Here is a 17,904-nt window from a genome sequence, read left to right on the forward strand (position 1 = left end):
CATGATCGCCACCGCGGTGATGTTCGCGCTGATCTTCGCGCGGGCGATCTTCGCGTTCCTCTGGACCCGCGACCGGCTGCAGGGTGCCGTCGCGCTGGTCCTGGTGTCGGTCGCGGCGCTGTACGTGCTCCAGGTGAGCCGGGTGCTCGCCGGTGCCGTCCCCGGATCCGTGCGCCTGCCCGCGCTCATCGCCCTGTACGGCCAGCCGCTGCTCACGCTCGCGCTGGTCGCGATGATCAGGTCGGTGGCGTGGGCGTGGCCGGGGCTGGCGTTCGGCTACTGGCTCGGCGCGTCGGCGGCGGTCATCACGCTGCCGTCGCCGCTGCCGAACCCGGCCACGATGTCGCTGGTCGGCGGGTTCGTCCTACTGCAGTCGGTGGCCGCGGGGTACCTGGTGGCGGAGGCGCGAAAGCGGAAAGGCGCGGCCCGGGCCCGGATCGGGTTCGCCGCCACCGGCACGTTCCTGTTCGGCCTGGTGCTGCTGATCGCGGCGTCCAACCGGGTCTTCCCGAGCCTTCACCTGTCCGAAATTTCGCGCATTGTCGCCCTCGGCCCGACGCTCGCCTACGTGGTGGCGTTCATGCCGCCGGGCTGGCTGCGCCGCCAGTGGTCGGCCCGGACGGCGTACACGCTCATGGGACGGCTGCTGGCCGCGCCGGCGTCGGCCACGCAGCCCCGCGACATCTGGCAGCACTTCGTCGACACCGTGCGCGACGCGATGTCCGCCGAGGGCACGGTGGTCGTGATCGAATCCGGGCCGCTCGTGGTCGCCGGTTCCGCGCCGTCGTGTGAGGTGCCTTCGGGAGGACGCCCGGAGCGTGGCTCGGCGAAGTGGACCAAGATCGACGGACGCCGTTACCTGCTGATCGCCATCCCGCTGACCATGGAGGACGGCACCACCGGCACCCTCCTCGTGTTCGGCCTGCACCGCAGCCTGTTCAGCGAGGACGACATCGCCGTGCTCGCCGACCTCGGCCGGCAGGCCACCGTGCTCGCCGACCGCGCGGTGCTCACCTCGCAGCTGACCGACACCGTCGCGCAGCTGCGCGCCGCCAACGAGGCGAAGAGCGACTTCCTCGCCGCGATGAGCCACGAGCTGCGCACGCCGCTCAACGCGATCATCGGGTTCAGCGAGCTTATGGGTTACGAGGAGCTGGTCGGCGACCGGCGGCACGTGCCCGACGAGTGGATCGGCAACGTCCACTCCAGCGGCCGTCACCTGCTCGGCCTGATCAACGACGTCCTCGACCTGGCGAAGGTCGAGGCGGGCCGGATCGAGCTGCGGCTGGAGCCGATCGACGTCGGCGCCGCGGTGGCCGAGGCGGTCGCGCCGCTCACCTCGCTGATCGACGCGAAAAAACTGCGGTTGACGCTCGCAGCGCCGCCCGAGGTGGTGACCGCCGACCGGCTACGGCTGCGGCAGATGCTCAACAACCTGCTGTCGAACGCGATCAAGTTCACGCCCGACGAGGGCGCGATCTACGTGTCGGCCCACCGCGACGGCGCCTTCACCCATCTGAGCGTCGCCGACACCGGTCCCGGCATCGAGCCGGCCGAGCAGGCCCGCGTCTTCGAGGAGTTCCACCAGGCCGGCGACGCCGCGTCGCGGGCGGCCGGCACCGGGCTGGGACTGGCGCTGACCCGCCGGCTGGCCGAGGCGCAGCAGGGGCGGGTCGAGTTGTGGTCGGAGGTCGGCCAGGGGTCGCGGTTCACGCTGGTGCTGCCCGCGGCGACCGCCCCGGCACCGCACGCGCCCTCCGCCGAGGCCCCCGCGACCGACCACGGCGGCGTCCTGGTGATCGAGGACGATCCGGCGGCGGTCAGCCTCCTGCGGACCTACCTGACCGGCGCCGGGTACCCGATACACGTCGCCGCCACCGGCGAGGCCGGCATCGCCCTGGCCGGCACGGCCCATCCCGACCTGATCCTGCTCGACGTGCAGTTGCCGGGCATCGACGGCTGGTCGGTGCTGCGGAAGCTGAAGAAGGACGAGCGGCTGTGGCACATCCCCGTGGTGGTGGTGACCGTGATCGACGAGCGGGAGGTGGCGCTGGCGCTGGGCGCGGTCGACTACTTCGTCAAGCCGGTGGAACGGCGGGCCCTGCTGGACTCGATGGCCCGCAACACGGCCGCGGCCGCCGCCGCGGACCCGACCGGCCCGGGCGGCCCTGCCGGCCCGCGCCGGCCCGACGTGCTGGTGCTGGACCCGAGCGAGGCCGCGCGGGAGCGGACCGGCCAGTGGCTGCGCGACTGCGGGGTCGCCGCCGCGCTGGCCGGCTCGGTGGCCGACGCGACCGGCCTCGCCGAGTCCACGCCGTTCGACCTGATCCTGTGCGACGCCGCCGTCACCGGCCCCGACGGCACGCCGGTCCTCGACGCGCTGCGGGCGTCGCCCGCGACCCGCCCGGTGCCCGTCGTCATGCTGACCGACGGCACGATGACCCCGGCCGACGTCCTCCTCGCCGGTCTGATGGGCGGCCCACCCACCGACGACGACGCCCCGCACTCGGCACCGCTGCTGGGCGTGGTGTCCCGGGCCGACCTGAGTGCCCAGCACCTCCAGCGCTGGCTGGGCGACCGCGTACACCCGCTGGTGGTCGACGACGGCCCCGCGCTGGAGAGGGTGTCCACGTGACCCGCATCCTGCTGGTCGAGGACAACGAGCTGAACCGCTCGCTGGTCCGGGCGATCATCTCCCGCACCACCGAACCCCGCCTGCAGGGCGCCGACGTGGTCGAGGCCCAGACGCTCGAGCAGGCCAGGGCCGTGCTCGCCGGACCCGACGCCTTCGACGTGATCCTGCTCGACGTCCACCTCCCCGACGGCAGCGGCCTGGAGATCGCCCGCGACCTGGCCGACCGCTCCGATCGCCCGGCGGTGGTCGCCCTGACGGCGGCCGCCATGGCCCGGGAGCAGACCGCCGCGATGGACGCCGGCTGCGACATGTTCCTGGCGAAGCCCTACACCAGCACCGACCTGATCCAGACCGTCGTCGACGTCCTCAAGTGACGGTCAGCAGGGTCCAGGCGCCGGCGTAGATCTTGTCGCCGGGTTTGACGGCGATCGGGGCGCGCACCGGGATGGCCTTCGCCGGGTCGTTGACGTAGGTGCCGTTGGCCGAGCCCAGGTCGACCACCGCCCACCCGCCGTCGGCCTGGGGGAGGAGCAGGGCGTGGGCGTGGGAGATGCCGGGGTCCTCGGGCGGGCCGGTCAGGTCGACGTCCGGGTCGATGCCGCGGCTCTTGCTGCGCCGGCCGATCAGCACCTGGCTGCCGCGGAGCGGGAAGCGGCGCTCGGGGCAGAAGTCGGGGAAGGCCAGGGCGCCGGCGTCGGGGCCGCCCGCCTGGCGCACGATGTCGAAGTAGCCGCGGTCGGCGGTCACGCGCACGCCGGTGGCCGGGCCGTCGTCGGCGGACCGCTGTTCCGGCACAGCGGCCGGCGGCGCGACAACAGCGGGCGGCGCAACAGCCGGCGGCGCGGCAGGAGGCGCATCAGCGGGCGGCGTGGCTGAAGGCGCGACAGACGGCGTGGACGGCACCGAGGGCTCGTCCTCCATCAGCGTCGCCGTCATGAAGTCGTAGCCGTCGACCTCGCAGAAGCGGCCCGCCCGCGGCGTGCCGCACAGGGGGCAGGCATTGCCGGGGTCGGGGTCCGCGGCCGGCTGCGCGGCCGTCGGCTTTTCCAGGGGGACGGGGGGCGCGCTGACCTCGACCGGCGGCGCGGTCATCGAGCGGCCGCACACGTCGCAGTAGTCGTTGGCGGCCGATTGGTGACCGCGTGGGCAGGTGGGCATCCTCAATCGCCCCGCACCCGGCGGGTGACCGTCGACCGCACGTCGACGATCTCGGCGTCGACCGAGTCGGGCGAGCGCTTGAGGCGCACCGTCCCGGTGTCGGCGTCGACCACGTCGACGACCTTGGCCAGCAGCTTCGCCGTGTCCTCGCGGCCGGACTCGGCCGCCAGTTTGACCGCCCGGCCCAGCTTGGCGGTGGCCACCTCGTCGTCGCCGGCGGCGCGGGCGGCCATGCCCTCCTGGATCGCCGCGGCCAGGTCGGCCTGGCCGGTGTAGTGGGCGACGTGCGGGCTCAGGCGCGTCGACAGCGCGGTGTCGTCGGTCCACCGGGCCAGCACCAGCTTCTCGACCAGTTTGCGGTCACCGGCGACCAGGCTGACCCGGCCGGCCAGGATCTCCTCACCGACCGTGTCGGGCTCGACCTCGATCGAGACGTGGTAGTCGCGGCTCTCCGCCCCCCAGGCGCCGGTGGGGTAGTCGCCGATCCGGTCGCTCACCGCGGAACGCCGCCCGGTGAGGTCCTCGATGTGCGGGAACACCTGCTTCACGAACCGAACCGTAGAGCCGGCGGGCGTCCAGAGGCGCAACGACACCCGGGCGATCTCCTTGCCCATCGCCCGTTCGGTGAGTGCCTGGAACACCGCGGGCAGCTGTTCGGGTGATTCCAGCCCGTCGGCCGACCCCAGCAGGGCGGAGGCGATCTGACGCAGTTCGGTGGCCCGCCAGTCGGTGCCGACGCCGCGGCTGTCGCAGATGAACTTCCCCTCGCAGAGCCCGAGCGCGTGGGTCAGGCGGCTGGCCGGCTCGCCGTTCTGCCCGTCGGTGAGCAGGATCGCGTGGTTGACCTCGGCGGCCTGATCGGCGAACAGCCGCTCGGCCAGCCGGAGCCAGGTGCTCATCGCGGTGCCGCCGGACGCGCTGAGCCGCCGCACCGCCGTCTCGGCCCGCGACCGGGTATGCGCCGACGCCGGCTCCATGCCCTCCCGCGGCGGGTAGACCATGCGGGCCATCGAGTCGCCCGACACGATCGCGAACGGCACGCCGTCGTGCAGCGCCTCGATCGCGGCCAGGGTCGCCTTCTTGGCATTGGCCAGCTTCGTGGGCGGGTACGCCATCGAGCCCGAGGTGTCGACGATGATCACGGCGGCGGTGCTGGCCGACGCTGATGCGCGTCCCGGATGATCTTTGAGACCCGCGGCCGTGACCGTCACGACCGCATCGACCAGCCGACCGCCCTCGGGCAGGTACTCGTTCTGGTAGACCTCGGCGGTGAATCCGGGCTGTGTCACGTCAGGCCTCCTGCGCGGGCGGCGGGAACGGCAGCACCGCCACCGTGATGTTGTCGCGGCCGCCGCCCTCCAGCGCGAGCCGGGTGAGCGCGCGGGCCGCGTCTGCCGGCGAGCCGGTCGTCGCCGCGGTGACGAGCTCGGCCGGGTCCTTCGCGTAGCGGGACAGGCCGTCGGAGCAGATCAGCAGCCGGCCCGGCGCGTCCGGTCGCAGCGACACGGTGCGCGGCCGGGTGTCGAACGCGTCGGCGCCGAGCCAGCGCAGCAGCGCGACGGAGTGCGGGTCGACGCCCGGCACCGGCACCCCGGTCGCGGCGAGCTGGGCGGCCGGCGAGTCGTCGATCGTCAGCTGCTGGGCCTCGACGCCGTACGCGCCCACCCAGTACGCCCGGCTGTCGCCCACCCACCCGACGGTGATCTCCTCCGGCGCGATCACGGCGGCCACGTACGTGCAGCTCGGCGGCACCTCGGCGGCGCGGGCGCCGGGCAGGGCGGCCACGGCGTCGGCGGCGGTGCCGGTGGCCGCCTCGATGGCCTGGTCCGCCGGGACGCCGCGGGCGAGCATGTCGAGCAGCACCACGATCGCGGCGTCGACGGCGACCCGCGCGGCCGTGTCGCCGTCGGGTGACGTGGAGACGCCGTCGCAGACCACGGCCAGCGTGTTCGGTCCGGCGGACAGGCGGCCGACGGCGAGCGCGTCCTCGTTGCGCCCGCGCAGCAGCCCGCGGTCGGTGACCCCGGCGACGCCGGGAACCGCGAGCTCCATCCGGTCGAGCCCGCTGACCCGGGCCCGGCCGCACCGCTCACACTGCCCGTCGGCGGTGATCGCCGTCTCGCCGCACGACGGGCACGGCAGGACCCCGGCGGTGGTGGACTGCCAGGAGATCCCCCGGTCCGGGTCGCCGCCGCTGGCCCGCAGGTCGCAGCCGCACCGTTCGCAGTAGCGCTCGCCGTCGCCGACCGCGCTCTTACATGACGGGCAGTTCATACCCACGTCCGCGGGCGCACCCGGTTGGCCCGGTCGACCCAGCCGACCCGGCTCTCCGGGTCGGGGGCCATCTTCGCCAACGCCCGGTAGGCCTTCTCCAGCCCCAGCCGCAGCGACCGCTCGCTCAGCTCGTGGCCGAGCACGCGCGACCCGGCGGCCGGTGGTGCCGGTGTTCCGCCGACCCAGGCCAGCGACCGCTCCAGCATCTCCACCGCCAGCCACGCGTTGCGCTCGACGTCGAGCCGCAGCCGCTGCAGCCGGCCCGAGGCGTCGATCAGGTCGGTCTCCCGCACGTGGACCAGTTCGGCGCCGACCCGGGCCCGAACGGCGGCCACCTGCGCGGTGAGGTACTGGCTGGAGCTGTCGGGCACCTCGTCGAGCACGCTGACGCAGGCGACCCGGTCGGCGCGGGCCAGCCGCATCCGGGCCAGCCCGAACGCGGCGCTGACGAAGTCGCGGTCGGTGAGCCACACCCGCTCGTACCGGGGCTCGGCTGCGCGCGGGTCGCCGTCGAGTTCGCAGGCGGCGGCCAGGGCCAGCTTCGCGGCCGGCTCGCCGGGCAGTTCGCTGTAGACGGCGTCGAACGCGGACCGGGCCTCGGCCGGCCGGTCGGCGCGCAGGGCGACCAGGCCGCGGTGCCAGTCCAGCCGCCAGTCGGTGAAGCCGCGGGCGGAGTCGAGGTCGGCGAACGCGCCGTCGGTGTCGCCGAGTTCGAGCCGCGCCCGCACCAGCCGCAACCCCACCTCGACCGACTGCACCGGCGCCTGTGCCAGCACCGCGACGAGTTCCTCCGGGTCGGTGGTGGCGACCGTGGCCAGGTAGCCGACCCCGGGGTCGGTCGGGTCGGGCAACGGCAGCGGCAGCGCGGCCGCGATGTAGGCGCCGTTGACATGACCCTCGTCGGCGTTGCCGCTGAGCAGGCCCGCCACCGTCCCGAATACCCGGCGTTCCCGGGTGAACTGGCCGGACGGCTCGGGCCGGGGCACGCCCTCGGCCGCCGCGATCACCTCGCGCAGCACGCCGCGGACCTGCTCGGCCATCTCCGTGGTCGACCCGAACCGCCGCTGCGGGTCGCGGTGGGTCGCCTTGCGCAGCAACCGGTCGAACGACTCCTCGGCGGCCAGCACCCGGACCTCGCCCCGGTCGGGCAGCCGGTCGACGTACGTGGTGGAGAAGCCCCGGAACCCGAAGCTGAGCACCGCCAACGCCCGGCCCACGGTGTAGATGTCCGACGCCACCGACGGGCCGACGCTGGCCACCTCGGGTGCCTGGTAGCCGGGCGTTCCGTAGACGGCGCTCGACACGTCGTCGGCCCGGCGCACGGCGCCGAGGTCGATCAGCCGGATCTGGTCGTCGGCGTGGATCACGTTGTCGGGCTTGAAGTCGCAGTACAGCAGGTCGCGGTCGTGCAGGTAGCCGAGGGCCGGCAGCACGTCGAGGGCGTAGGCGAGCACCTGCGGCAGCGGCAGCGCTTCGCTGTGCTCCTCGCGGTGCTGGAGCAGCAGGTCGCGCAGCGACGGGCCGCCGACGTACTCCATCACGATGTAGCCGACGGCGGTGCCGGTGCGCGGGTCGGGGTGGCTCGCGAAGTCGTGGATCTTGACGATGTGCGGATGGTCGACGTTGACCAGGAACCGCCGCTCGTTGACCGCCGCCGCCATCGCGTCCGGGTCGCCGGTGTCGATGAGACCCTTGAGCACCACCCACCGGTCGGCGACGGTGTCGGAGATGTTGCGGTCGCGGGCCAGGTAGATCCAGCCCAGCCCGCCGTGCGCGAGGCAGCCGAGCACCTCGTACCGGCCGCTGATGAGGTCGCCCGGCGACAGCCGCGGCAGGAACGAGTACGGCGACCGGCAGGCCGGGCAGAATCCGCTGGTGAGGCCGGGCTGCCCGTTGCGGCTGCGGCCGACCGCGTGGTCGCAGCGGGCGCAGAAGCGGCGCTTCTCCGGCACCACCGGATCGTCGAGCACCGCCTTGGCCGGGTCGGGCCGCGGCATGCGCGGCATGTCGAGGAGGCCGGCGCCGAGCCGTCCCCGCGACGAGCGGCGGCGGCTGCCCGCCCGGCTGCCGCCGCTGGGCGGCCCGCTGGCGGCGGTGGGGGTGGACACCACGGGCGGGGGACCGGCGGCCGTGCTGGTTCCGGTGCCCAGCGCCGCGTTCAGGTCACCCCACGCGTCGGGCGCGACCGCCGATCCGGTCGGGGTCAGCTCCGGCGCCAATACGTTCGGGTCACCGGGTGACACCGGCATCGGTCGCGGTGGTTCCGTCGGTTGCGCATTCGGGGTGACGGGCTGAGCCTGCGCCGGCACCGCCGGAGCCTTACGGCCGCACTCGTCGCAGTAGCCCTCGGGGCCGTAGGTCCCCGGGCAGCCCGGGCGTCGACAGTTCATCGGCGCGTCCTCTCGTCCTGTTGCCGGGCCGCCGGGTTCCCACCGGCCAGCGTCGCCAGGAGTTGCTGGTAACCGTGCACGGCGCGGGTGGCGGCCGGCAGGTCACAGGGCCGGGTGTAGAGCAGGTCGTGGGCGGCGCGGTGGCGCGCGCTCAGGTCGGGGTGCTCGGAGAAGCCGAGCCGCGCCGCCTTGATCCGGTACGCGTCGAGCCGGCCGCGCAGTTCCGCCCGCCGTTCGATCAGCCCGTCGGCGGCGGTGCGTAGCAGGTCGGCCCGCTCCCGCGCGGCGGCGACGGCCCGGTCGAGGTCGTCGAGGTCGGCGCCGAACCGCAGCAGCCCGGCCGAGCCCGGCGGACCTGCAACGGGGCTTCTCAGCCCGTCCCAGCGGACCCGCAACTCGGGTGCGGCCGCCGGTGGCGCGGGCAGCCCCGGGTCCGCGATCTTCTCGTGCGCGACCGCGTAGGCCGCGCGGACCGTCTCCTCCGCCGCGGCCAGGTCGTCGATCGCCGCGCTGCTGGCGGCCCGGCGGGCGGCCAGCCCGCTCTTGAGCTCGACGGCGGCCGTGAGCCGGTCGCGCGCCGCGGTGGCGGTGTCGGCGAGCCGCCGCAGCACGGCGTCGGTCTCGCCCTCGGTGGCGCCCAGCGGATCGGCGACGGCCACGGCGCTGACCTCGGCGAACTCGGTGCGCCGCCCGGTCGAGACGGCCGGCGGGTCGCCGACCTCGGCCGCCAGCCGCTCGGCCGCCGCGATCGCGGACGCGATCGGGACCAGGCGCGCCGCGACGGCGTCGGCCGCCGTCGCGATCTGGTCGAAGGTGACGGTGACGTTCATGCAGCAGTCGACCAGGTGCCGGGCCGCCACCGGCAGCGGCACCGGCGTGGGCGCGGCGGCGATCGTGACCACCGGCCCGGACAGCAGCTCGGTGAGCCGGCCCAGGTCGACGCCGCCCAGCCGGGTCCGGCGGGCCCGGGCCGCCCGGGCCGCGTCGAGCGCGATGCCGAACGCGGTGAAGTCGGCCCACACCTCGCCCATCCGGGACCGGATCTGGGCCCAGGCCAGCGCGGTGCGGCCGGCCGTCGGCGCCGCCGACAGCAACGTGTGCGCCGGATGGGTGTCCATCGCGTACAGCGCGGCCGCGATGCGCTGGTGGTCGGCGGTGAGGGCGGCGAGTGTCTCGTCGACCGCCTGCCGGCTCAGCTGCGACCGGCCGGTGCCGTTCCTGACCACCTCTACGCCTGGTACCGGGCCGGCGGCGGCGCGGGCGCGGGGCCGAGCGTGGTCAGCCACCGGTTGTAGATCGCCGTCCAGGTGCCGTCGGCGCGGACCTTGTCGAGCACACCGTTGACGAAGCGCACCAGGTCGGCGTTGGGCTTGGCGATGCCGATCCCGTACGGCGCGGCGGCGAACGCCGGACCCACCACGCGGGTGGCCGGGTCCTGCGCGGCGAACCCGGCCAGGATCGCGTCGTCGCTGGAGACCGCGTCGATCTGACCCTGCTGCAGCAGCACCATGCAGTCGAGCGCGTCGGGCGCGGCGACCGGAATCGGCTTGGACTTCGCCGCCGCGATCGCCGTGATGTTGGTGCTGCCGGTGGCCGCGCACACCTTCTTGCCGCCCATGTCGTCGATGGTCTTCACCGGCGAGTCGACCGGCACCAGCAGCCGCTGGCCGCCGGTGTAGTACTCGGTGGAGAACGAGATCTGCTGCCACCGGTCGCAGGTCATCGTCATCGCGCGGACCACGAGGTCGACGTCGCCGTTCATCAGCGCCGGAATGCGCTCGGCCGCGGTCATCGACCGGAACTGGATCTTCGTCGGGTCGCCGAACAGCGCCCGCGCGACCTCCTTCGCCAGGTCGACCTCGAACCCGACCAGTTCACCGGTCTTCGCGTCGCGGTGCCCGAACAGGTACGTGTTCTGGCTGACGCCGACGATCAGCCGGCCGCGCTGCGCGATGCGGGCCATCGTCGAGCCCGCCGGCGGCTGGCCGGGCGGCGGCAGGGCGCCGGGGCGCAGGCTGGCCAGCGGGTCGCAGGTGGCCGTCGAGGGCGGGGCCGACGGCAGCACCGCCGGGTCCTGCACCCCGGCGGGACGCGGCTGCACCGGGGTGGTGTCGGCCGGGTCGGTCGGCTTCTGCGCCGCCGTGCAGCCGGCCACCAGCAGAACCGCCGCGATCGCCGCTGCTTTGATCGCCTTCATCGGTACTCCATGACGCGTTGCGCCATCCCGACCACGACCCCGATCAGGATCAACGCGGTGAGGAACCCGAGGCCACCGGCGACGCCGCCGAACCCGTCACCGGCGCTGGCGACCTCGCGGTCGAACATGTCGCCGCCGTGCCGCAGCCCCTGCGCGAGGTGCTCGTCGACCCGGTTGAAGATGCCGCCGGCGCCGGCGTCGTCGGTGCCGACGGCCAACTTCACCGCCTCCGGGTACTGGCCGCTGTCGTCGAGCTCGCGGATGCGCTTGTGCAGGTCGCGCCAGGCCTTGACGTCGGCGATCGCGGCGTCGGCGGCGGCCCGGCCGGCGGCGTCGGTGGCCTTCGCGCGGGCGTCGGCGAGCAGGCCGCCGTTGCCGTTCTCGCCGGCCAGCCGGTTCATCGTCTCCGCGAAGCGCTTCTCGAACGCGGCGCCGGCACCGCGCGCGACCAGCGTGAGCGACTCGTCGCCGCGCGCCTGCAGGGCGGCGATGCGCGCCTCGGTGAACACGTCGACCTGTGCCGAACCCTCGTCGCGGCTGGCGTCGAGGTGACCGGCGGCGCCGACCCACGCGATGCCCAACCAGAGGACGGCGACGAGCGCGGCCGCGGTGGCGGCCACCAGCCCGAGGTTGAAGACGCGGTTGGTGCGCCGGACCAGGAAGACCTGCACGGCGAGGAGGCCGATCAGCGCCAGGAGCAGGAGCGGGAGGGCGAGCCAGGGTGCGGCGGAGGCGTCGTCGCGGGCGTCCTTGAGCTGCACCGACACGGCGGTGTAGAGGCGCTGGGCGGCCGGGAGCAGCGCGTCACGCATCAGCGCCGACGCCTCCCGCAGGTATGCCGCGCCGAGCGGAAGTTGCTGCCGGTTGAGCGCCCGCGCCGTCTCGATGATGCCGGCGTAGACGGGCAGGTTGGCCGAGATCTGCCGCAGCGGCGCGTCGGCGGCCTCTGCGGTGACGCCGGCGGCGAGCCGGACCAGGGCGTCGCTGGCCGCGGCGAGGTCCTGCTGGTACCGGGTGCGTAGCGCCGGCGGCTCGGTGCCGCCGAGGAGGAAGGCGCTGGCCACGGTGGCGTCGGCGTCGGAGAGCGCGCGGTAGAGGTCCTGCGCGGCGACCACCAGCGGACCGTTGCCGGCCGCGACACCGCCGACCAGGTCGGACCGCTGCCGCACCGCGGCGATGCCGGTGGCGCCGGCCGCGAGCCCGAGCGCGACCAGGCCCGCGGTGAAGAGGAGCAGCAGCCCGGGCGTGCGCCGCAACCACGCGGCGACGCGGCGGCGCAGGCCGGTGCGGGCCGGGCCGCCGGGGAGGACGACGGCTTGTCCGTTGGTGCCCGCATTCGCGTTCGCGGGCAGCACGGGACCGCTCGGCTGGGCCGGCACGACCCGGTGTCCCTCGCCGGGCGGTGCGCTGTGCAACGGTGTCTGTACCGTCGCCACCACCTCCCCCTGGTAGGCGGCTCATCAATGAGCGCCGGTACGACGCAACGACCGGGGTCAACGGTAACCGGTTGGGGCCAGCGCGTGGTTACCCGGTGGGCGAACGCGGGGGCATCAGTTGGGTCTCTGTATGGCGCACATGGGCTCTCCCATCTGGTGGACCGCAGGCGCTACCGTAATCGCATGGCAGATCGGCCTGACCGCCCGCGGCGGACGGAGGTCCCCCTCCCGCCCATGCCCGCGGCGTGGCACGAACCGGTCGACGAGGCGGATCCGCGGAAGCTCGGGCCGCACCCGCCATCGCTCCACCCCCCGCTTTCGGTGCCGCCCGCCGGTCCGCCGATGGCCGCCGCCCACCCGCCCGGCCCGGTCCCGACGCCGAAGCCGCCCCGGATGGCGCCACCCCGGTTCGCCGTCCCGCCGCCGAACCCGCTGCTGCGTCCCACCGTCCCCCCGTACGCCCAGCAGCCGCTCACCACCGTCGTTCCGGTGGCGATGCCGCAGCCCCGCCCGGTGTCGCCGATCCCGTATCCCGGTCTGCCCGCGTCGGCCCCGCCGATGCCCACCGGCGTGTTCCCGGTCGTGGCACCGGGCTACGCCCAGGGCGAGACAGACCCGCTCACCGGCGAGCCGATGTCCGACCGGTCCAGCCTCACCGCCGGCCTGCTCCAGGTGTTCCTGGGCGCCTTCGGCGCCGGTCGCCTGTACACCGGCCACGTGGCGATCGCCCTGCTCCAGTTGGTGAGCGGCTGGTTCCTGTTCGCGTTCACGATGTGCGCCGGGCTGGGCTTCGAGGCGAACTCCGTGTGGGCGCTGTTCTGGGTCGGGCTGGCCTGGCCCGTCATCGACGGGATCGTGTTCCTCGGCTACGGCGGCAAGGACAGCAAGGGCCGCCGCCTCCGCTGATCCGGGCGGGGTATATGAAACCCCGGCCAGGGGGTACTTACACTTCGGCTTAGCGGCGCCCGCGTCACGAGGAGCCGGCGGCAACGGCGCCGCCCGCGCGTGGCACCGCGGGAGGTGGCTGGTCGTGAAGGTTGGGGTTCCCCGGGAAGTCAAGAACCACGAGTACCGGGTGGCGATCACCCCGGCAGGGGTGCACGAGTTCGTCCGGAACGACCATCAGGTCTTCATCGAGTCGGGGGCGGGGCTCGGGTCGTCGATCAGTGACGAGGAGTTCCACTCCGCGGGCGCGACGATCCTGCCGTCGGCCGACGCGGTGTGGGACGAGGGCGACCTGATCCTGAAGGTCAAGGAGCCGATCGCCGAGGAGTACGGGCGCATGCGCAAGGGGCAGGTGCTGTTCACCTACCTGCACCTCGCCGCGTCGAAGCCGTGCACCGACGCGCTGGTCGAGCGGCAGGTCACCGGCATCGCGTACGAGACCGTCGAGCTGCCCGACCGGTCGCTGCCGCTGCTCGCGCCGATGAGCGAGGTGGCCGGCCGGCTGGCGCCGCAGGTGGGTGCGTACCACCTGATGCGGCAGGGCGGCGGCCGGGGCGTGCTGATGGGTGGCGTCTCGGGCGTGTACGCGGCCAAGACCGTGGTGATCGGCGCCGGCGTCAGCGGGATGAACGCGGCCGCGATCGCGCTGGGCATGCAGGCCGAGGTGCTGCTGCTCGACAAGAACGTGCAGAAGCTGCGCGAGGCCGACCGCATCTACCAGGGTCACCTGCAGACCGTCGCGTCGAACCTGTTCGAGATCGAGCGGGCGGTGCTCGACGCCGACATGGTGATCGGCGCGGTGCTGGTGCCCGGCGCGAAGGCGCCGACGCTGATCAGCAACGAACTGGTGAAGCGGATGAAGCCGGGCAGCGTGCTCGTCGACATCTCCATCGACCAGGGCGGCTGCTTCGAGGACTCGCGGCCCACCACGCATGCCGAGCCGACGTACCGGGTGCACAACTCGATGTTCTACTGCGTGGCCAACATGCCCGGCGCGGTGCCGCACACCAGCACGTACGCGCTCACGAACGTCACGCTGCCGTACGCCCTGGAGCTGGCGAACCGGGGCTGGCGCGAGGCGCTGCAGGCCGACCCGGCGCTGGCCAAGGGCCTCAACACCTACGGTGGCGGGGTCACGTACGGTCCGGTGGCCGAGGCGCACGGCATGACGCACCTCCCGCTCGAGGACGTACTCAGCTGAACCAACTCGAGCGCGCCGTCCGCGCCTACCTCGACCATCTCGCGGTCGAGCGGGCGCTGTCGGCGAACACCCTGTCCGCGTACCGGCGAGACCTGGGTCGCTACGTGGCCGCGCTCACGGCGTCACAGATAAACGACCTCAACCACGTGAAGCCCGGCAGCGTCAGTGCGCATCTGGCGGAGCTGCGCACGGGCCCGGCGCCGCTCTCGGCGGCGTCCGCGGCCCGCGCGGCGTCCGCGGTGCGTGGGCTGCACCGCTTCGCGGCGCGGGAGGGACTCGCGGACGCCGACCCGACGGCCGACGTGAAACCGCCGAAGCTGCCGAAGCGGCTGCCCAAGGCGCTCGACGTCGACCGGGTGGAGCGCATCCTGGGCGCGGTGTCCGGTGACGACCCGCGCGGCCTGCGCGACCGCGCCCTGCTGGAAACGCTCTACGGGACGGGCGCGCGCATCTCCGAGGCCGTCGGGCTCGACGTCGACGACCTCGATCTGCAGTCCGGCCTGGTGACGCTGCACGGCAAGGGTGGACGTACGCGGCTGGTGCCGGTGGGCGGCTACGCCTCCCGCGCGCTCGACGCCTACCTCGTGCGCGGCCGGCCGGCGCTGGCCGCGGCCGGCCGCGGGACCCCGGCGGTGTTCCTCAACCACCGGGGCGCGCGGCTGTCGCGCCAGAGCGCCTGGACGGTGCTGAGCCGCGCCGCGTCGACGACCGGGCTGGACGGCGTATCGCCGCACACGCTGCGTCACTCGTTCGCCACCCACCTGCTCGACGGCGGGGCCGACATCCGGGTGGTGCAGGAGCTGCTCGGCCACGCCTCGGTGACGACCACGCAGGTGTACACGCTGGTCACGGTCGACCGATTGCGCGAGGTCTATGCGACGTCGCATCCACGGGCGTTGGGATAAGCCCTACTATCTGTCGATGATCCCGTCCCGGTGGCAGCTGGCCTGCGCGGCCGCCTTCCTGACGCTGGTGGCGGTGGGCTTCGCGCTGCTGGTCACCGAGTCGGCGGCGGGTGCGGTCGTCGCCGCCGGTGCGGTGTGGCTGTCGTTGTGGGTGCACCTGGCGCTGCACGAGGGCGCCCATCTGGTGACGGCGCTGGCGGTGCGGGTGCCGGTGGTGGCCGTGCGCATCGCACCGTTCGGCGGGTGGCGGAACGAGGTGCTCACCCGGCCGTCGCCGGCGGCGACCGCGTTGCCGGCGCGGATGGCGCTCGTCCACCTGGCCGGCCCGGTGGCGAACCTGGGTACCGCGGCGGTGCTCGCCGTCGTGGCGTCGTGGCCCGGGCCGGCGACCACGCGGCTGGCCCTGATCGTCGCGGCGGCGGTCGCCGGGCTGCTCGGCCTCGGCAACCTGATCCCGGGGTCGACGCCGCCCAACGACGGCAGCAAGATCCTCCGCTGGCTGTCCAGACCGGCCTCGGCCGAGATCCGCGCCGGGCTCCGGATGATCCAGTTCCAGGAGGAGATCAGCCGGACCCTGCGGGCGCTGGACCCCGATCCCACGGTCGCCGCGTTCATCACGAAGTGCGACCGGGCGGTGTCGCACGATCTCGTCCCCGACGCCGAGCGGCTCCAGGCGATGGCCCACGCCGACGGCACCGATCCCGCGGTCGCCGCGTCGATCGCGCGGACGATCACGGTGCAGTTCGGGCTGTGGTACCTGTACGCCGCTGCGGTGAGCCGCACGCCGGTGGAGCACAAGGAGATCGTCGAGCTGGCGGAGCTGGCCCGGGTCGGCTTCGACGCCGGTGTGCCGGCCGCCCGGCTCGCCATGGGGCTGGTCGAGCTGCTCGCCGGGCGGCCGGGGGAGGCGCGGTCGCTGCTGCTGGGCGCCTTCCCCGACGACCTGCGCGGCGTCGCGCTGCTGCTCCGGACCGGGGCGGAGCGTCAGCTCGGCAACGACAGCGACGACCTCGTGGCCGGGGCGGGCCCCGGCCACGACCGGCTGGCCGAGGTTGTCACAGGACTCCCCGGCGCCACGGGCCGGTGATCGCCGCCGTGAAGCCGCTCCCTTCCGCCGCCGTTCCGTAGACGTTGACGAACAGCGTCTGCCCGTCCGGGCTGAAGCAGGCGCCGGCCAGTTCGCTGGCGCTGAACCGGTTGACCAGGAACTCGAAGGTGCGTCCGGCCCGGGTCAGGCCGATGAGCCGGTTGACGTCGGTCAGGCCGGGGGCGAGCGGGTGCTCGTCGCCGTCGACGCTGCCGGCGTCGTCTTCGCAGACCAGGAGGTTGCCGCGCGGGCTGACGGTGAGGTTGTCGGGGGAGTCCAGCACCGAGCCGCCGGGTGACTCGAACACCAGCCGCAGCACGCCGCCGTCGTGCCCGGGTTCGTACTCCCAGATCTGGCCGTAGCCCTCGGCGAAGCCGTCGGCGTTGACGTCGCCGTTCTTGGCGTCGCCGCCGCTGGTGGACGCGATGAAGAAGCTGCGGTCGGCGGCCCAGATGCCCTCGAGCCGGTTGAACTTGGCGCCGCCGGCCGCCCAGCCCTGCGCGAACACGCTGTTGGCTCCGGGCAGTTCGGCCTCGACCACCGGCTCGGGGTCGGGGTTCTCGATGTCGCGCCAGGTCACCGGCAGCCGCCGGTGTTCGGTCTGCCCCTCGCGGAGGTCGGCCTGCGGGCGTCCCTTGATCATGAGAATCTGCAGGCGACCGCCGCGGTCGAGCCGGGCCGGGTCGCGCGGCAGGAAGCGGTAGAAGCCGCTGCCGCGGCCGGAGCCGGCGTCCTCGGTCAGGTAGACCACGCCGGTGCGCTGGTCGGTGGCGACCGCCTCGTGCGAGAACCGGCCCATCGCGGTGAGCGGTTCCGCCGGGACGGTGGTGCGCGCGTCGATCGGCACCAGGAACACGTACCCGTGCTTCCGGCCGTAGCCGGCCTGCGTGCCGACGATCGTCTCCTCGCAGGTCAGCCAGCCCCGGCGGCGCCACGCGATGCCGCCCGCGCAGTTGATGTGCGTGCCGTTGACGCCGATGTGGTCGCGGACGATCGTGCGGGTGCGCGGGTCGTAGTCGAGCACGGTGACGCCGCCGCCGGACAACTGGTCGTACCGGGTCTGCGCCGGGCCGCCGACGGTGCCCTGGCCGGGCGCGTTGCGGTCCTCCTGGTTGCGGGTCAGCCGCACGGTGCGGCCGGGACCGTCGAAGGCGGCCATGCCGTCGTGGCTGCTCGGGTTGCGCAGCGACGGGTCGCTCACCATCGGCGTGCCGGTCTTGCCGAACACCACGTAGGAGAAGCCGGCCGGCAGGGCGAAGTACGACACGCCGGGGTCGTTGGCGGCGGGGACCGGGCGCAGCGGCCCGTAGCCGCCGGTGTAGTTCTCGGGATTGTTTCTCGGCGGCGTGGCCGCCTCGGCGGCGGAGTCGAACACGGCGGCGGCGAGCACGGCTCCGCCGGTAGCGGCGGCTCCACGGGCCAGGAACGAGCGGCGATCCAGCTCCATGACTGTCCTCCTCGACGATGAGTCGGCATCCAGCCGGCTCCGAGCCGGCTCCGAGCAAGCCTTGAGGATATAGACCTGGATGAACTCTCGGGCGGTCTCCGTACGGCGCCGTACGGAGCGTGTCGAAACATGCCAACCTTTCATATCCGCGACACGCCGCACGCGCTGGTGAAGACGTTCCATGCGGTGTCGTACAGTCGGGCGACGGCCAGCCCGCCGGCCCGGTGTC

General features: G+C 74.0%; 14 protein-coding genes. 6 read left to right on the forward strand and 8 right to left on the reverse strand.

Annotation, left to right across the window (positions count from 1 at the left end):
- The first annotated feature begins 1 nt into the window (after position 1).
- Together Vau01_RS46370 and Vau01_RS46375 are read left to right on the forward strand one after the other, a co-directional pair.
- Positions 2–2,635 (forward strand): ATP-binding response regulator, encoded by a 2,634-nt coding sequence (locus Vau01_RS46370; protein ID WP_239152432.1) that lies wholly within the window; start codon positions 2–4, stop codon positions 2,633–2,635.
- Positions 2,632–3,009 (forward strand): response regulator, encoded by a 378-nt coding sequence (locus tag Vau01_RS46375; protein ID WP_204006931.1) that lies wholly within the window; start codon positions 2,632–2,634, stop codon positions 3,007–3,009. The genes Vau01_RS46370 and Vau01_RS46375 overlap by 4 nt, the downstream gene beginning before the upstream one ends.
- Here Vau01_RS46375 and Vau01_RS46380 read toward each other — a convergent pair.
- The 7 genes from Vau01_RS46380 to Vau01_RS46410 are packed head-to-tail and all read right to left on the reverse strand — an operon-like array spanning position 3,002 to position 12,090.
- Positions 3,002–3,793: an FHA domain-containing protein gene (locus tag Vau01_RS46380; protein WP_204006933.1), complete on the reverse strand. Its 792-nt coding sequence runs from the start codon at positions 3,791–3,793 to the stop codon at positions 3,002–3,004. The genes Vau01_RS46375 and Vau01_RS46380 overlap by 8 nt on opposite strands.
- 2 nt (positions 3,794–3,795) lie before the next feature.
- On the reverse strand, positions 3,796–5,082 hold the full coding sequence (locus tag Vau01_RS46385) for a vWA domain-containing protein (RefSeq protein WP_204006935.1): 1,287 nt from the start codon (positions 5,080–5,082) through the stop codon (positions 3,796–3,798).
- 1 nt (position 5,083) lies between these two features.
- The gene (locus Vau01_RS46390) at positions 5,084–6,067 is read right to left on the reverse strand and encodes a PP2C family protein-serine/threonine phosphatase (protein ID WP_204006937.1); all 984 of its coding nucleotides are present in this window, start codon (positions 6,065–6,067) and stop codon (positions 5,084–5,086) included.
- Positions 6,064–8,457 carry a tetratricopeptide repeat protein gene (locus tag Vau01_RS46395; protein WP_204006939.1) on the reverse strand — a complete coding sequence of 798 codons (2,394 nt, stop codon included), beginning with the start codon at positions 8,455–8,457 and terminating at the stop codon, positions 6,064–6,066. Before Vau01_RS46395 ends, Vau01_RS46390 begins: the two co-directional genes overlap by 4 nt.
- Positions 8,454–9,683: a hypothetical protein gene (locus tag Vau01_RS46400; RefSeq protein ID WP_204006941.1), complete on the reverse strand. Its 1,230-nt coding sequence runs from the start codon at positions 9,681–9,683 to the stop codon at positions 8,454–8,456. The genes Vau01_RS46395 and Vau01_RS46400 overlap by 4 nt, the downstream gene beginning before the upstream one ends.
- 2 nt (positions 9,684–9,685) lie before the next feature.
- A complete protein-coding gene (locus Vau01_RS46405; protein WP_239152414.1) occupies positions 9,686–10,654 on the reverse strand; it encodes a glutamate ABC transporter substrate-binding protein in 969 nt (322 codons plus the stop codon).
- Positions 10,651–12,090 carry a GlnX family signal transduction membrane protein gene (locus Vau01_RS46410; RefSeq protein WP_204006943.1) on the reverse strand — a complete coding sequence of 480 codons (1,440 nt, stop codon included), beginning with the start codon at positions 12,088–12,090 and terminating at the stop codon, positions 10,651–10,653. The genes Vau01_RS46405 and Vau01_RS46410 overlap by 4 nt, the downstream gene beginning before the upstream one ends.
- A gap of 183 nt (positions 12,091–12,273) precedes the next feature.
- Between Vau01_RS46410 and Vau01_RS63945 the strand changes: the two genes are divergently transcribed.
- The 4 genes from Vau01_RS63945 to Vau01_RS46430 all read left to right on the forward strand — a co-directional run bounded on the left by Vau01_RS63945 (position 12,274) and on the right by Vau01_RS46430 (position 16,228).
- Positions 12,274–12,996, forward strand: coding sequence for a TM2 domain-containing protein (locus Vau01_RS63945; RefSeq protein ID WP_239152416.1), 723 nt, complete (start codon positions 12,274–12,276; stop codon positions 12,994–12,996).
- A gap of 124 nt (positions 12,997–13,120) precedes the next feature.
- Positions 13,121–14,236: an alanine dehydrogenase gene (gene ald / locus Vau01_RS46420; protein WP_204006945.1), complete on the forward strand. Its 1,116-nt coding sequence runs from the start codon at positions 13,121–13,123 to the stop codon at positions 14,234–14,236.
- A complete protein-coding gene (gene xerD / locus Vau01_RS46425; RefSeq protein WP_204007124.1) occupies positions 14,233–15,141 on the forward strand; it encodes a site-specific tyrosine recombinase XerD in 909 nt (302 codons plus the stop codon). Before ald ends, xerD begins: the two co-directional genes overlap by 4 nt.
- 16 nt (positions 15,142–15,157) lie before the next feature.
- Positions 15,158–16,228 (forward strand): zinc metalloprotease, encoded by a 1,071-nt coding sequence (locus Vau01_RS46430; protein WP_204006947.1) that lies wholly within the window; start codon positions 15,158–15,160, stop codon positions 16,226–16,228.
- On the opposite strand, the gene Vau01_RS46435 is transcribed toward Vau01_RS46430, so the two are convergent.
- Positions 16,197–17,675, reverse strand: coding sequence for an alkaline phosphatase PhoX (locus Vau01_RS46435; protein ID WP_204006949.1), 1,479 nt, complete (start codon positions 17,673–17,675; stop codon positions 16,197–16,199). The two genes, Vau01_RS46430 and Vau01_RS46435, sit on opposite strands and share 32 nt — an antisense overlap.
- Positions 17,676–17,904: the final 229 nt, after the last annotated feature.

The sequence above is a fragment of the Virgisporangium aurantiacum genome (genome assembly GCF_016863635.1).
Taxonomy (GTDB): Bacteria; Actinomycetota; Actinomycetes; order Mycobacteriales; family Micromonosporaceae; genus Virgisporangium; species Virgisporangium aurantiacum.